The organism is Micromonospora sp. WMMC264 (assembly GCF_027497275.1).
GTDB lineage: Bacteria > Actinomycetota > Actinomycetes > Mycobacteriales > Micromonosporaceae > Micromonospora > Micromonospora chalcea.
Map to the genome: position 1 here is coordinate 4,083,910 of NZ_CP114907.1, position 13,031 is coordinate 4,096,940.

11 protein-coding genes are annotated in these 13,031 nt (G+C 72.0%); 4 read left to right on the top strand and 7 right to left on the bottom strand.

Annotation, left to right across the window (positions count from 1 at the left end):
• Window positions 1-26 precede the first annotated feature (26 nt).
• Entirely contained in the window at window positions 27-731 is a 705-nt protein-coding gene (locus O7542_RS17605; protein ID WP_043325595.1) for an amino acid-binding protein, read from the bottom strand.
• 151 nt (window positions 732-882) lie between these two features.
• On the opposite strand from O7542_RS17605, the gene O7542_RS17610 reads away from it, so the two are divergent.
• Together O7542_RS17610 and O7542_RS17615 are read left to right on the top strand one after the other, a co-directional pair.
• The gene (locus tag O7542_RS17610) at window positions 883-1,953 is read left to right on the top strand and encodes a phosphotransferase family protein (RefSeq protein ID WP_166455432.1); all 1,071 of its coding nucleotides are present in this window, start codon (window positions 883-885) and stop codon (window positions 1,951-1,953) included.
• Window positions 1,954-3,165, top strand: coding sequence for an acyl-CoA dehydrogenase family protein (locus O7542_RS17615; RefSeq protein WP_166455433.1), 1,212 nt, complete (start codon window positions 1,954-1,956; stop codon window positions 3,163-3,165).
• A gap of 20 nt (window positions 3,166-3,185) precedes the next feature.
• On the opposite strand, the gene O7542_RS17620 is transcribed toward O7542_RS17615, so the two are convergent.
• The 6 genes from O7542_RS17620 to O7542_RS17645 all read right to left on the bottom strand — a co-directional run bounded on the left by O7542_RS17620 (window position 3,186) and on the right by O7542_RS17645 (window position 9,851).
• Window positions 3,186-4,232 carry a LacI family DNA-binding transcriptional regulator gene (locus O7542_RS17620; RefSeq protein ID WP_043325601.1) on the bottom strand — a complete coding sequence of 349 codons (1,047 nt, stop codon included), beginning with the start codon at window positions 4,230-4,232 and terminating at the stop codon, window positions 3,186-3,188.
• Window positions 4,233-4,316: 84 nt separating this feature from the next.
• Window positions 4,317-5,750, bottom strand: a complete 1,434-nt coding sequence (locus tag O7542_RS17625) for a GH1 family beta-glucosidase (RefSeq protein ID WP_064447182.1) — start codon at window positions 5,748-5,750, stop codon at window positions 4,317-4,319.
• Entirely contained in the window at window positions 5,747-6,547 is an 801-nt protein-coding gene (locus O7542_RS17630) for a carbohydrate ABC transporter permease (RefSeq protein ID WP_205795793.1), read from the bottom strand. The genes O7542_RS17625 and O7542_RS17630 overlap by 4 nt, the downstream gene beginning before the upstream one ends.
• 105 nt (window positions 6,548-6,652) lie before the next feature.
• Window positions 6,653-7,633, bottom strand: coding sequence for a sugar ABC transporter permease (locus O7542_RS17635; protein ID WP_043325606.1), 981 nt, complete (start codon window positions 7,631-7,633; stop codon window positions 6,653-6,655).
• Between the two features lie 119 nt (window positions 7,634-7,752).
• Window positions 7,753-9,072 (bottom strand): extracellular solute-binding protein, encoded by a 1,320-nt coding sequence (locus O7542_RS17640; RefSeq protein WP_043325608.1) that lies wholly within the window; start codon window positions 9,070-9,072, stop codon window positions 7,753-7,755.
• Between the two features lie 233 nt (window positions 9,073-9,305).
• The gene (locus tag O7542_RS17645; RefSeq protein WP_043325609.1) at window positions 9,306-9,851 is read right to left on the bottom strand and encodes a plasmid pRiA4b ORF-3 family protein; all 546 of its coding nucleotides are present in this window, start codon (window positions 9,849-9,851) and stop codon (window positions 9,306-9,308) included.
• Between the two features lie 150 nt (window positions 9,852-10,001).
• Between O7542_RS17645 and O7542_RS17650 the strand changes: the two genes are divergently transcribed.
• Together O7542_RS17650 and O7542_RS17655 are read left to right on the top strand one after the other, a co-directional pair.
• Window positions 10,002-10,841, top strand: coding sequence for a pyrimidine reductase family protein (locus O7542_RS17650; protein ID WP_281604908.1), 840 nt, complete (start codon window positions 10,002-10,004; stop codon window positions 10,839-10,841).
• Between the two features lie 430 nt (window positions 10,842-11,271).
• Window positions 11,272-13,020: an ATP-binding protein gene (locus O7542_RS17655; protein ID WP_043325613.1), complete on the top strand. Its 1,749-nt coding sequence runs from the start codon at window positions 11,272-11,274 to the stop codon at window positions 13,018-13,020.
• The last annotated feature ends 11 nt before the right edge of the window (window positions 13,021-13,031 follow it).

Consider the following 13,031-nt stretch of genomic DNA (forward strand, 5'->3'; position numbering starts at 1 on the left):
GCCCCGGGGTGACGCGGCCCGTCCGGTCAGGTGACGGTGATCACGGGTGGCGTGCCGACCAGGTCCAACCGGTCGCCAAGGATCACCGCGCCGGCGCGGACGATCTGGGCGAGCCGGTCCACCTCGGTGGAGTGGAACCCGGCCGCGGCCAGTGGCTCGCTGTGGTCGCGGGCGACCACCAGCACCAGGCCGGCCCGGCCGAACGGCGCGACCGCGTAGTGGTGCCCCTCCGGGCTGGTCATGGCCCGCGCCCGCAGCGGGGTCACCTCCGGCAGCCGGGGCGGCGCCGGGGCCCGCCAGCTCGCGTGCCCGATCGCGGCGACGCCCGCCTCGCCGCTGCGCGAGGCCCAGTCCAGGGGTACGACGGCGGCCACCGCCCAGTCGGCGGCGAGCAGCCCGGGTGCCGCGTCGACGAGCGTGGCCACCCCGTCGGCCGGGTTGGCGGCCACCTGGGCGAGCAGTTCCGCGTCCTGCCCGGTGGTGGTGGGCGCGCCGATCGCCCGCCACACGCCGTCCACCCGCACGCCGGGGATCGCGGCCAGCCCGGCGAGCATCCGCTCCACCCGCGCCGCGCCCGGCCACACCACAGTGAAGTCGTCCACCGCCCGGCCGCCGAGCCGTTCCAGGACCACCACCTGCACGATGTCGGCGCCGGAGACGCCGAGTGTCCGGGCCACCTGGCCGAGCGTGCCCGGACGGTCCGGCAGGGTCACCCGAACTCTCAGCAGCATGTCTGATCCCCTCCGCTCGGCGGGCCGGCCGAGCGGCCGGCAGGCTGGGGCCCAGCCTGCCGGTTGACCATTTCGCCCCTGTTGCAGCGGCATGTCCCGCCGGGAAAACCCCGACCTTGACAACAAAGCTGAGCTGCCATCAACTAATCGGATGACCGATCCGGCCGCCGCTGCCCGGCTCTCGGCCGGCTCGGCACCCCGCGGGCTCGACCTCGACCGGCTCGCCACCTACCTGGCCGCGCACCGGCCGGACCTGACCGGCCCCCTGTCGGCGCGGCTGATCGCCGGCGGCAAGTCCAACCTCACCTACCTGCTGCGCGCCGGTGACCGCGAGGTGGTGCTGCGCCGGCCACCGCTGGGGCACGTGCTGGCCACCGCGCACGACATGGCCCGGGAGCACCGGGTGATCTCGGCGCTCGCGCCGACCGGCGTACCGGTGCCGGAGGCGCTGGCGCTCTGCGCCGACGAGAGCGTCATCGGCGCGCCGTTCTACCTGATGGCGAAGGTCGACGGCGAGGTCTACCGGCGGCGCGAGCAGACCGACACGCTCACCGCCGCCCAGCGGCGCGACCTCGCCATGGCGATGATGGACACGCTCGCCACGCTGCACCGGGTCGAGCCGGCCGAGGTCGGGCTGGCCGACTTCGGCCGTCCGGAGGGCTACCTGGCCCGGCAGGTACGCCGCTGGGCCGGCCAGCTCGACCGGTCCCGCAGCCGGCCGCTGCCCGGCATCGACGAGCTGCGCGACGCGCTGGCCGCCAGCGTGCCCGAGGGCGCGAACGCGGGCCGGATCGTGCACGGCGACTACCGGCTGGACAACCTGCTCGCCACCGTCGACCCGCCGGCGGTGCGGGCGGTGCTCGACTGGGAGATGGCCACGCTCGGCGACCCGCTGGCCGACCTCGGGCTGCTGCTGACGTACTGGGACGTGCTCGGCGACAGCGACCACGGCGAGGGCAACCCGGTGGCCGACGGCATCGGGCCGCGCGCCGGGTTCCCCACCGGGGCCGAGCTGATCGAGCGGTACGCCGGGCGCAGCGACGTCGACGTCGGCCCGCTGCACTGGCACGTGGCGCTCGGCTGTTTCAAGCTCGCGGTGATCTGCGAGGGCATCCACTACCGGCACACGCTCGGCCAGACCCTGGGCGAGGGCTTCGACCGGATCGGCGACATGGTGGCGCCGCTCGTGGCACACGGGCTGCACGCGGTGAGGGAGAGCTAGATGGAGTTCGCGTACGACGACCGGACGGCCGAGCTGCGGCAGCGGCTGGAGGCGTTCCTCACCGAGTGCGTGTACCCGGCCGAGCCGGTGCACCACGAGCAGGTGCTCGCGGCCGGCGACCCGTGGGCCCGCCCGCCGGTGATGGCGGAACTGAAGGCGCAGGCGCGCGAGCGCGGGCTGTGGAACCTGTTCCTGCCCGACGCCCGCTACGGCGCCGGCCTGACCAACCTGCAGTACGCGCCCCTGGCCGAGCTGACCGGCCGCAGCCCGCACCTGGCCCCGGAGGCGCTCAACTGCGCCGCGCCGGACACCGGCAACATGGAGCTGCTCGCCGAGTTCGGCTCCGAGGAGCAGCGCAAGCAGTGGCTCATGCCGCTGCTCGCCGGGGAGATCCGGTCCGCGTTCTGCATGACCGAGCCGGAGGTGGCCTCCTCCGACGCGACGAACATCGGCACCCGGATCATCCGCGACGGCGACCACTACGTGATCAACGGCCGCAAGTGGTGGTCGTCCGGGGCGATGGACCCGCGCTGCGAGATCTTCATCGTGATGGGCAAGACCGACCCGGACGCCGACCGGCACCGCCAGCAGAGCATGATCCTGGTGCCCCGGGACACCCCCGGCGTGACGGTACGCCGCGGGATGCGGGTCTTCGGCTACAGCGACGCCCCGCACGGCGGGCACGCCGAGATCGACTTCTCCGACGTACGGGTGCCGGTCGAGAACCTGGTCGGCGAGGAGGGCACCGGGTTCGCCATCGCCCAGGCCCGGCTCGGCCCCGGCCGGATCCACCACTGCATGCGCCTGATCGGCATGGCCGAGCGGGCCCTGGAGCTGCTCTGCCGGCGCGTGCTCGACCGGGTCGCGTTCGGCCGCCCGCTCGCCGAACAGGGCGTGGTACGCGAGTGGATCGCCGAGTCGCGGGTCCGGATCGAGCAGGCCCGCCTGCTGGTGCTCAAGACCGCGTGGCTGATGGACACCGTCGGCAACAAGGGCGCGCACACCGAGATCCAGGCCATCAAGATCGCCACGCCGCTGATGGCCGAGTGGGTGATCGACAAGGCGATCCAGGCGCACGGCGGAGCCGGGGTCAGCCAGGACACCCCACTGGCCGAGCTGTGGGCGGCGGCCCGCACGCTGCGCCTGGCCGACGGCCCCGACGAGGTGCACCGCGCCTCGCTGGCCCGCCGGGAGCTGCGCCGCTATTCCTGACCGGCTCCCGCCGGGCGTGGTCAGGCGGAGGCGCGGTGGATCAGCTCGGTGTCCAGCAGCACGTGCGGCGAGGGAACCTCCTCGCCGCGGATGCGGGAGACCAGCAGCCGGGCCATCTGCCGGCCCATCTCCTCGACCGGCTGGAACACGGTGGTCAGCGGCGGCTCGGCCTGACGCGCGATCGGGGCGTCGTCGAAGCCGATCACCGCGACGTCCTCGGGCACCCGGCGGCCCGCCTCGCGCAGCGCGCGCAACGCGCCGAACGCCATCAGGTCGGAGGCGACGAACACGGCGTCCAGTTCCGGGCAGACGTCCAGCAGCCGGCGCATCGCGGCGGTGCCGCTGCCCTCGCTGAAGTCCCCGTACGCGATCAGGCCCGGGTCGATCCGGCCGCCGGACGCCCGGACGGCCTCCTGGTAGCCGGAGAGCCGGGCCAGGCCGGCGCCCATGTCCTGCGGGCCGGCGATGGTGGCGACCCGCCGGCGGCCCTGGCGGAACAGGTGCTCCACCGCCTGCCGCGCGCCGCCGACGTTGTCCATGTCGACGAACCACGCCGGCTGGGCGTTCGGGTGCAGCATCCGCGCCGGGCGGCCGCCGAGTACAGTCGGCAGGCCGCGCTCCTCCAGCAGCGTGGGCAGCGGGTCGGCGTCGTGCAGCGAGAGCAGGAGCACGCCGTCGACGTGCTGGTTGGTCAGGTGGTGCTCGACCCGTTCCCGCTCGATCGGCGACTGCACCATGGCCAGCCAGAGCTGCATCGGCGTCTCGACCAGCCCGGAGCTGACGCCCCGCACGATGGCCGCGAAGAACGGCTCGGTGAAGACCCGCTCCCCCGACTCGGAGACGACCAGGGCCACCGAGTCGGTCCGCTGGGTGACCAGCGCACGGGCGGCGCGGTTCGGCACGTACCCCAGCTCGGCGATGGCCTGCTGGACGGCGGCCCGGGCCTCCGGGCTGACCTGCGGCGAGCCGTTGACCACGCGGGAGACAGTGCCGCGCCCGACGCCGGCGCGGGCCGCGACCGCGTCGAGGGTCGGACGCCCGAGCGAGCGGGTGCGCTGCGTTGTCATCGTCTGTTGCTCCTCCGACGGTCGGGCGGGCCCGGCACCGATTGAGGCGTCGGCGCCGGGCCGCCCGTTACTGGCTGGCCCAGCTTATTGTGCGGGCAGTCCGTTGCGTCGGATCACGTCGGCGTACCACCTGGCGCTGGACTTCGCGATCCGGGCCTGGCTGTCGTAGTCGACATAGACCATGCCGAACCGCTTCGTGTAGCCCCAGGCCCACTCGAAGTTGTCCATCAGCGACCAGGCGAAGTAGCCCTTGAGCGGCACGCCGGCCTCGATCGCGGCGTGCGCCGCCCGCAGGTGCGCGGCGAAGTAGGCCAGCCGGTCCGGGTCGTCCACCCGGCCGTCGACCAGCTCGTCGACGAACGCCGAGCCGTTCTCGGTGACGTAGAGCGGCAGGTCGGTGTACTCCCGGTGGACCCGCTCCAGCGTCTCCACCAGGCCCGGGGCGTCGATCTCCCAGTCCATGTCCGTCACCGGGACACCCCGGGTGACGAACCGGACGTCCTCGCTGCCCGGCCAGCAGGACGGCGCCCGCCAGTAGGGCTCCGGCTCCGCGCCCTCGACCGGCGCGGCGACCACGTGCCGGCTGTAGTAGTTGATCCCGACCATGTCCAGCGGCGTGGCGATGGTCGCCAGGTCACCGTCGCGCACGTGCCCCATGTCGGTGATCTGGCGCACGTCGGCGACCAGGTCCGCCGGGTACGCCCCGCGCAGCACCGGGTCGAGGAAGAACCGGTTCGCCAGCGCGTCGATCCGGCGGGCCGCGTCGGCGTCCGCCGCCGAGTCGGTCGCCGGGGTGACCGGGTACAGGTTGACGGTGATCCCGAGCTGCGCGTCCGGGCGGGCCGCGCGGACCGCCTGCACGGCCAGGCCGTGACCGAGCATCAGGTGGTGCCCGGCCCGCAGCGCGTCCGCGCCGTCGCGGCGGCCCGGCGCGTGCACGCCGGAGCCGTAGCCGAGGAACGCCGAGCACCACGGCTCGTTCAGCGTGGTGAAGTACTTCACGCGGTCGCCGAGCGCGTCGGCGACCAGATGCGCGTACTCGGCGAACCGGCCGGCGGTGTCCCGTGCCGGCCAGCCGCCCGCGTCCTCCAGCGGCTGCGGCAGGTCCCAGTGGTAGAGCGTCAGCCAGGGCTCGATGCCGTGGCCGAGCAGCTCGTCGATCAGGCGGCGGTAGAAGTCCATGCCCTCCTGGTTGACGCCGCCCGTGCCGCCCGGCTGCACCCGCGGCCAGCTCACCGAGAAGCGGTACGACCGCAGCCCCAGGTCGGCCATCAACCGCACGTCGTCCGGCATCCGGTGGTAGTGGTCGCACGCCACGTCGCCGGTGTGCCCGGCCACCGTCCGCCCCTCGGTGTGGCTGAAGGTGTCCCAGATCGACGGCGCACGGCCACCCTCCGCCGCCGCGCCCTCGATCTGGTACGCGGCGGTGGCCGCGCCCCAGAGGAAGTCCGGCGGGAAGGTCAGGGCCGGACCGGCGTCGAGGAGACCGACGGCGGGCGGGCTTGCTGGATTGCTCACGACTTGACGGCGCCTTCCATGATGCCGCCGATGATCTGGCGGCCGAACAGAACGAACACGACGAACAGGGGCAGGGTCGCGATCAACGTACCGGCGAAGATCTGCGAGTTGTCGGCGAAGTAGGCGGTGTTGAGGCTGCGCAGCGAGATCTGGACGGTCGGGTTGGACGGGTCCGCCAGCACCACGAACGGCCAGAAGAACTGGTTCCACTGCTCCATGAAGGTCAGCAGACCCAGCACCGCGGCGGCCGGACGCAGCGCGGGCGCCACCACGTGCCAGTACACCCGCCAGGTGGAACAGCCGTCCACCCGGGCCGCCTCGATCAACTCGTTCGGTACCGCCTGCTCGGCGTACTGGCGCATCATGAAGATGCCGAAGCCGCCGATCAGGAACGGAACGGTCACCGACGGCATGGTGTTCAGCCAGTCGAGCTTGGCCATCAGGATGTACAGCGGCAGCACGCCGAGCTGGATCGGCACCATCATCGAGGTGAGGATGATCAGCAGCAGCGCGTTCTTGCCCCGGAAGCGCAGCTTGGCGAACGCGAAGCCGGCCAGCGAGCCGAAGAACACCGTCGCGACGGTGATCGTCCCGGCGACCAGGAACGAGTTCATCAGGCCCTTGAGGATGTTGGCGTCGCTGTTGGCGAGCACCCGCTCGATGTTCTCGCCGAGCCTGCCGCCGGGCAGGAACGGCGGCGGCCAGGAGTTGGCCGCGTCGTTCGTCCGGCTGGCGATCACGATCATCCAGTAGAACGGGAACAGGGAGAGCAGCACGCCGAAGATCAGGCCGATCATGGTGAGCGGGCTGGCCTTCCAGAGCCGCTCGGCCCGGTGGGTGGTCTTCACCGGCGCGCTGTGCCGGGTGGGCGGGCGGACCGCGGTGGTCGTCATCTCGTCACCTCACTTGTCGGAGCTGATGCGGCGGGCGAGCAGGTAGTTGATCGCCGACATCAACGCGATGAGCACGAAGAGCACGAGCGCGACCGCTCCGGCGTACCCCCACCGGAAGCGCTGGTTCATCACGTCGAGCAGGTACATCGTGATGGTCTGGAACTGCCCCTCCGAACCACCGGAGAGACCGCCCGAGCCGCTGGTGAACAGCAGGGGCTCGGTGAACAGCTGAAGGCCGCCGATGGTGGAGATGATCAGCGTGAAGATGATCGTGGGGCGCAGCTGCGGGACCGTGATCGACCAGAACTGCCGCCGCCGGGAGGCGCCGTCCAACGCCGCGGCCTCGTACATGTCCTTGCTGATCGACTGCATGGCGGCGAGGTAGATCAGCGCGTTGTAGCCGACCCACCGCCAGTCGACCATGGTGGAGATGGCGAACCATGAGGCGAAGCGGTTCGCCCGCCAGTCGATCGGGTCCAGGCCGATGCTGTCGAGCAGCCAGTTGACCAGGCCGAAGTCCTTGGCGTAGAGCATCGAGAAGATCAGCGCGACCACGGCGGTCGAGGTGATGATCGGCATCGCGATGGCCATCCGGAAGAACGTCTGCGCGCGCAGCTTCCGGTTCAGCGCGTTGGCGAGCATCAGCGCCAGCAGCAACTGGGGCACTGTGGAGAGCGCGAACATGCCGAACGTGTTGACCACCGCGTTCCAGAACTGCGGGTCCTCGGTGATCAGTTCGACGAAGTTGTCCATCCCGACGAAGGAGATCGTCGGGTTCAGCGGCGACCGGTCGGTCAGCGCGATCCAGACCGTGTACGCGATCGGGTACACGCCGAACACGGCGAAGATCACGAAGAACGGCAGGACGTACAGGTAGGGCGAGTACTTCAGGTCCAGCCGGGTCATCGAGGCGGCGCGGCGGCGTGTGTGACGTGCGGAGCGCGGCGCGCCGGGCTCGGGCGGCGCCGCGGCGTGCAGGTCGAGGCTCATGGGGAGTCCTTCTCCTCGGCCGGCGTCACCCGCCACACGGGCGACGCCGGACTCTGCGGGCACCGCGGGTGGCGCCGGCAGCATGGGCTGCCGACGCCACCCGCGGGCGGCTCAACCGGTCACTTACCGGCGGCCGCACCGTTCTTCAGGGCCGCCTGCCACTGCTCGCCGGCCGACTTGCCCTGCTCCACGGCGCGCAGCGTGTTCTCCACGGCGGTGCGGACCGCGTTGTTCTTCGGGCCGAGGTAGACCGGCTTCAGCTCGGTCGCGCCGGCGGCGAAGATCTTGCCGACCGGGGCCTTGCTGAAGTAGTCGTTGGTCGAGTCGGCGACGGCCGGGTCGGTGAGCGCCTGCGGGTTCGACGGCAGGTTGCCGACCGCCTTGTACGCGCCGATCTGACCCTTGGCGCTGGTCAGGAACTTGGCCAGCTCCGCGGCCTCCTTCTGGTGCTTGCTCGACTTCGGCACGCCCAGGAAGGAACCGCCCCAGTTGCCACCGGCGCCCGGCGCCTTGGCGATGTCCCACTTGCCGGCCGCCGCGTCACCGGCCTGGCCCTTGATGACACCGGTCATCCAGGCGGGGCAGGCGATGGTGGCGAAGGTGCCGTTCTTGAAGCCGGCGTTCCACTCGTTGGAGAACGACTGGAGGTTGTTGGACAGCCCGGCGGCGATCATCTTGGTGGTGAGGTCGTACGCCGTCTTCACGTCCGGGTTCTGGTCGATGACCATCTTGTTGCTCTTGTCGTAGTACGTGTAGCCGCTGCCCTGGCCCGCGACCTGCATCAGCACCACGTTGTAGAAGTTGGTCGCCGAGTCGACGAACTTGTGCTTCTTGTCGGCGGCGGCGAACTTCTGGCCGGTGGCGATGAACTCGTCCCAGGTCGGCCAGAGCGCGCCGACCTGCTCGCGGTCGGTGGGCAGCCCGGCGGCCTTGAACAGGTCGCTGCGGTAGCACAGCGCCATCGAGCCGACGTCGGTGCCGAGGCCCAGCACCTTGCCGTCGGGGGTGGTGCCCTGCTCCCACTTCCACGGCAGGAAGTTGCCCTTGAGGTCGTTCGCGCCGTGGTCGGCGAGGTTCACGAACTTGTCGGCCTGGGCGTAGAACTGGACGATGGTGCCCTCTTCCAGGGCCACCACGTCACCGGCGCCCGAGCCCGCGGTGATCTGCTGGGTCAGACGGGTGTTGTAGTCACCGAGGCCGAGACCCTTGCCCCGCTCCTGGATCTTGACGTTCGTGTGCTCCGCTTCGTACTGCTTGTACAGCTCTTCGTAGCCGAAGCCCTGGTCGCCGAAGACGTCGACGACCAGCGTGATCGGGCCGTCGCCGCTGCCGCTGTCGCCGCTGTCCGAGTCGTCGCCGCAGGCGGCGGTGGTGCCGAGCACGACGACGGACGCGAGCGCGATGGCCGCGAACCGCCGACGACGGATTGGGACGCTCATCCGAGACCCCTCTTTCGGTGGTGAGGCGATATCTGCTGTGTGGTGGGGGGTGCGTTTCGCGCGGGCCGGAGCGGGGCAGGAGGGAGATCCGCACCACTCTCGGGAGCGCTCCCATGAGGTTGCCGGGAGGTGACAGGGGTGTCAATAGACCGTTGGGAGCGTTCCCATTTCGTTACCGCGCCGCTGGCGACCCCTCCTCGGAGCCCGCGATCAGCGGCGCGCGGGCGGCGCGATCAGCAGCAGCGGCGCAGCAGGACGGTGGCGCGGCCGGCGTCGAACGCGGCCGGATCGAACGCCGGGCCGGCCCACTCGCGCATCGTCACGTGTTCCGGGTGCGCCGGGTCGGCGAGCGCCGCGAGCAGGACCGCGTACCCGGCCGGGCCGCCCACGTCCTCCGGCGGGCAGGCCCGCTCCCCGTCCAGGCAGACCGGGTAACGCTCGTCCGGGTCGGCGGCGCAGCAGTCCTCCACCACCAGGTCGTGCTCCCACCAGTCCCCGAAGTCGTAGGTGTAGCGGAACCGGTCGCCCTTGCCCACTACCGTGTCCAGCCGGACGTCCAGCTCGTCGCGCAGCGCCAGCTCGCCGTCCGGGTCGGGTTCGCCGTACTGCCGGCCGTCCACGTCGAACGAGTGCAGGTGGCAGTCGCGCCAGCCCATCGCGTGCTGGATCACCCGGTGCAGCCGGTCCAGCGTGTAGCCGCCGGGCACCAGCACCCGCCGCCACACCCGCGGCCGGACCCCGGCCAGCGACACCATGAGCTGGAAGATCTGACGCGACACGACGTCCCATCCTTCCTCGGCATAGGCTGCCTGCATGATCTGCCGAGCCTGCCGGGAACGGCGGCACGACGACTGTCCTGGCCGGAAGTGGTGCGACTGCCAGCACCGTACCCCCGAACCCACCCCTCCGGTCACCGGTCCGGCCGGCGAATGAGCGTCGGAACCCCGATCGAACGGATCTGGCCCGCACCCGTCACCGGCGCGCTGACCGATCCGGAACTCACCGCGCTCTACGGCCGGGCGGCCCGCCCGCACCTGCGGGTCAACTTCGTCGCCAGCGCCGACGGGGCGGTCACTCTGGACGGCTACTCCGCCGGGCTCTCCGGCGAGCCGGACAAGCGGGTCTTCGGGCTGCTGCGGATGCTCTGCGACGCTCTCGTGGTGGCCGCCGGCACGCTGCGGCACGAGGGCTACCGGGCGGTCCGGCTGAGCCCGGAACGCCGGGCCTGGCGCCGCGAACGCGGGCTGGCCGAGTTCCCGACGCTCGTGGTCGTCTCCGGCTCACTCGACCTCGACCCGGCCCAGGCTGCATTCGCCGACGCCCCGGTCCGGCCGATCGTGCTCACCCACGCCGACGCCGTACCGCCGCCCGGCCTCACCGACGTCGCCGACCTGGTCCGCTGCGGCCCCGCCCCGGTCACCAGCACCGACCGGGTCGACGGCAGCGGCCGGGTCGACGGCAGCGGCCGGGTCGACTTGGCCGTGGGCCTGGCGGAGCTGCGCCGCCGAGGGCTGGACCAGTTGCTCTGCGAGGGCGGCCCGCACCTGTTCGGCGCGCTCACCGCCGCCGACCTGGTCGACGAGCTGTGCCTGACCGTGGCGCCGCTGCTCGCCGGCGCCGGCCCGGGCCGGATCACCGCCGGGGACGCCAGCCCGCCCCGGCACCTGCCGCTGCGCCACGTGCTGGCCGCCGCCGACGGAGTGCTCATGTTGCGGTACGCCCGCGACCCCGCTGACCCCACACCCGCCGGATCCGCCCCCGCCGCCTGACCAGCTCCCGGCTCCCGGCTCCCGGCTCCCGGCTCCCGGCTCCCGAGATCTTGGTACCAACCGGCCCCTATGAGGGCGCTCTCGTACCAAGATCTCCGAGCGTCCCGGAGAGCGGGACGTGGGTCTCGACATTGGGGGCGGCTCTCGCGCGCCAAGCAACCCGGGGTTCGCGGGGCGAGTGGAACGTCATGGGTGTCAAAAGCTCGCGGAGACACCCATGGCGTTCCACCGAGCCGGCCGGGCCGGGGGCCGGAGACAGCGCCGGAGCGGGCAGAAACGTACGCACCGTGGCCGGGCGGATCCGGGTGGCTACCGTTCGGCGCACGCTCGGCGTGGCGTCCGCCGCGTCGCGTGGCAACCTGTCGCATCCCTCGGGCAGGATGCACGACGTGCACCGCCAACGGTACGACCAGCCGACCGGAGACCGCCGATGACCGACGACCAGCTCGACGGGCCCGGCGAGGGTGTCGGCCGGGTGCTCGGCACCGCCGACGCCACCCCGCTCACCTTCTGGACGGCTGTCGCGCCGGGCAGCTACCTGCAGCTGGACGACGTGGTGGTGACCCGCCGCGACCTGCCCGACCGGGAGCCGGTGACGATCGCCGGGGTGGTTACCCAGGTGCGTGCCCGGCACGAGGGGGCGCAGTTCGACTCCGACGTCTTCGCCATCGCCGACGGCACGCTGCCGGCGCAGGTGCAGGAGGCGGCCGAGGTGACGACCACGCGGGTCGACCCGGAGTTCTACGTGCCGCCGACGCCGGGCGCCGTGGTGCACCGGGCCGAGGGTGACGCGCGGGCGCGGGCGCTGCACTTCGACCGGATGGAGCGGCGGATCCCGATGGGGATGGGCCGCGACGGGGTGCCGGTCTACCTCAACGCCGACTTCCTCGACGGCACCCGGGGCGCGCACGTGTCGATCTCCGGCATCTCCGGCGTCGCGACCAAGACGAGTTTCGCCACGTTCCTGCTCTACTCGGTGTTCCGCTCCGGCGTGCTGGGCGGCGACGCGGTCAACGCGAAGGCGCTGATCTTCAACGTGAAGGGCGAGGACCTGCTCTTCCTCGACCACCCGAACAGCCGGCTCGACGATCCGACCCGGGCGGCGTACGCGAAGCTGGGCCTTGATGCCGGCGCGTTCCCGGACGTGCGGGTGTACGCCCCGCCGCGGGTCGGCGACTCCTCCGGCACGCCGGATGTGAGCAGCCGGCTCACCGGGGTGGACAGCTTCTACTGGACGCTGTCCGAGTTCTGCGCCGACCGGCTCCTGCCGTACGTGTTCGCCGACGCGGACGACGAGCGCCAGCAGTACACGATGGTGGTCCACTCGGTGGCCGCGCACCTGGCCCGTTACGCCCAGCCGGCCGACGGCGGGGTGAGCATCGACGGGGTGCGGCTCGGCTCGTACGCGGATCTGGTCGACCACGTGGTCGAGCAGCTCAACGACGACGAGACGCGCGGCGAGTGGGCCGGTAGCGCGGTCGGGCTGGGCACCGTGAACGCGTTCGCCCGGCGGCTGATCGGCAGCAAGAAGGACCTGGGCCGGTTGATCCGTGGTGACCTGGCGACCCGCCGCCCGCACTCGATCAACACGGCGGAGAGCGCGCAGGTGACAGTGGTCGACCTGCACAACCTGCCCGATCGCGCGCAGCGGTTCGTGGTCGGTGTGACGCTCAAGAGCGAGTTCGAGCGCAAGGAGAAGGCGGGCACCGCCAAGCCGCTGCTGTTCGTCGTGCTGGACGAGCTGAACAAGTACGCGCCGCGGGAGGGCTCGTCGCCGATCAAGGAGGTGCTGCTCGACATCGCCGAGCGGGGCCGCTCGCTGGGCGTGATCCTGGTCGGCGCGCAGCAGACCGCCAGCGAGGTGGAACGGCGGATCGTCACCAACTCGGCGATCCGGGTGGTCGGCCGGCTCGACCCGGCCGAGGCGTCCCGCCCGGAGTACGGCTTCCTGCCGCCTGCCCAACGGCAGCGGGCGCTGCTGGCCAAGCCGGGCACGATGTTCGTCAACCAGCCGGACATCCCGGTGCCGCTCTGCCTGGAGTTCCCGTTCCCGGCGTGGGCCACCCGGGTCTCGGAGGCGGGCCGCGCGCCCTCGGAGACGCTACGGTCGATCACGCAGGCCGCCGATCCGTTCGCGGTGGTCGGCTCCGGCTCCTCCGACGACGACATCCCGTTCTAGGCGGCACCCAG

What these genes read in the sequence shown, in the direction of transcription:
- O7542_RS17615 (WP_166455433.1), top strand. Translation starts at nt 1,954, where the DNA reads ATGGAGTTCGCGTACGACGACCGGACGGCCGAGCTGCGGCAGCGGCTG.
- O7542_RS17635 (WP_043325606.1), bottom strand. Translation starts at nt 7,633, where the DNA reads ATGAGCCTCGACCTGCACGCCGCGGCGCCGCCCGAGCCCGGCGCGCCG.
- O7542_RS17630 (WP_205795793.1), bottom strand. Translation starts at nt 6,547, where the DNA reads ATGATCGGCCTGATCTTCGGCGTGCTGCTCTCCCTGTTCCCGTTCTAC.
- O7542_RS17620 (WP_043325601.1), bottom strand. Translation starts at nt 4,232, where the DNA reads ATGACAACGCAGCGCACCCGCTCGCTCGGGCGTCCGACCCTCGACGCG.
- O7542_RS17655 (WP_043325613.1), top strand. Translation starts at nt 11,272, where the DNA reads ATGACCGACGACCAGCTCGACGGGCCCGGCGAGGGTGTCGGCCGGGTG.
- O7542_RS17610 (WP_166455432.1), top strand. Translation starts at nt 883, where the DNA reads ATGACCGATCCGGCCGCCGCTGCCCGGCTCTCGGCCGGCTCGGCACCC.
- O7542_RS17640 (WP_043325608.1), bottom strand. Translation starts at nt 9,072, where the DNA reads ATGAGCGTCCCAATCCGTCGTCGGCGGTTCGCGGCCATCGCGCTCGCG.
- O7542_RS17650 (WP_281604908.1), top strand. Translation starts at nt 10,002, where the DNA reads ATGAGCGTCGGAACCCCGATCGAACGGATCTGGCCCGCACCCGTCACC.
- O7542_RS17605 (WP_043325595.1), bottom strand. Translation starts at nt 731, where the DNA reads ATGCTGCTGAGAGTTCGGGTGACCCTGCCGGACCGTCCGGGCACGCTC.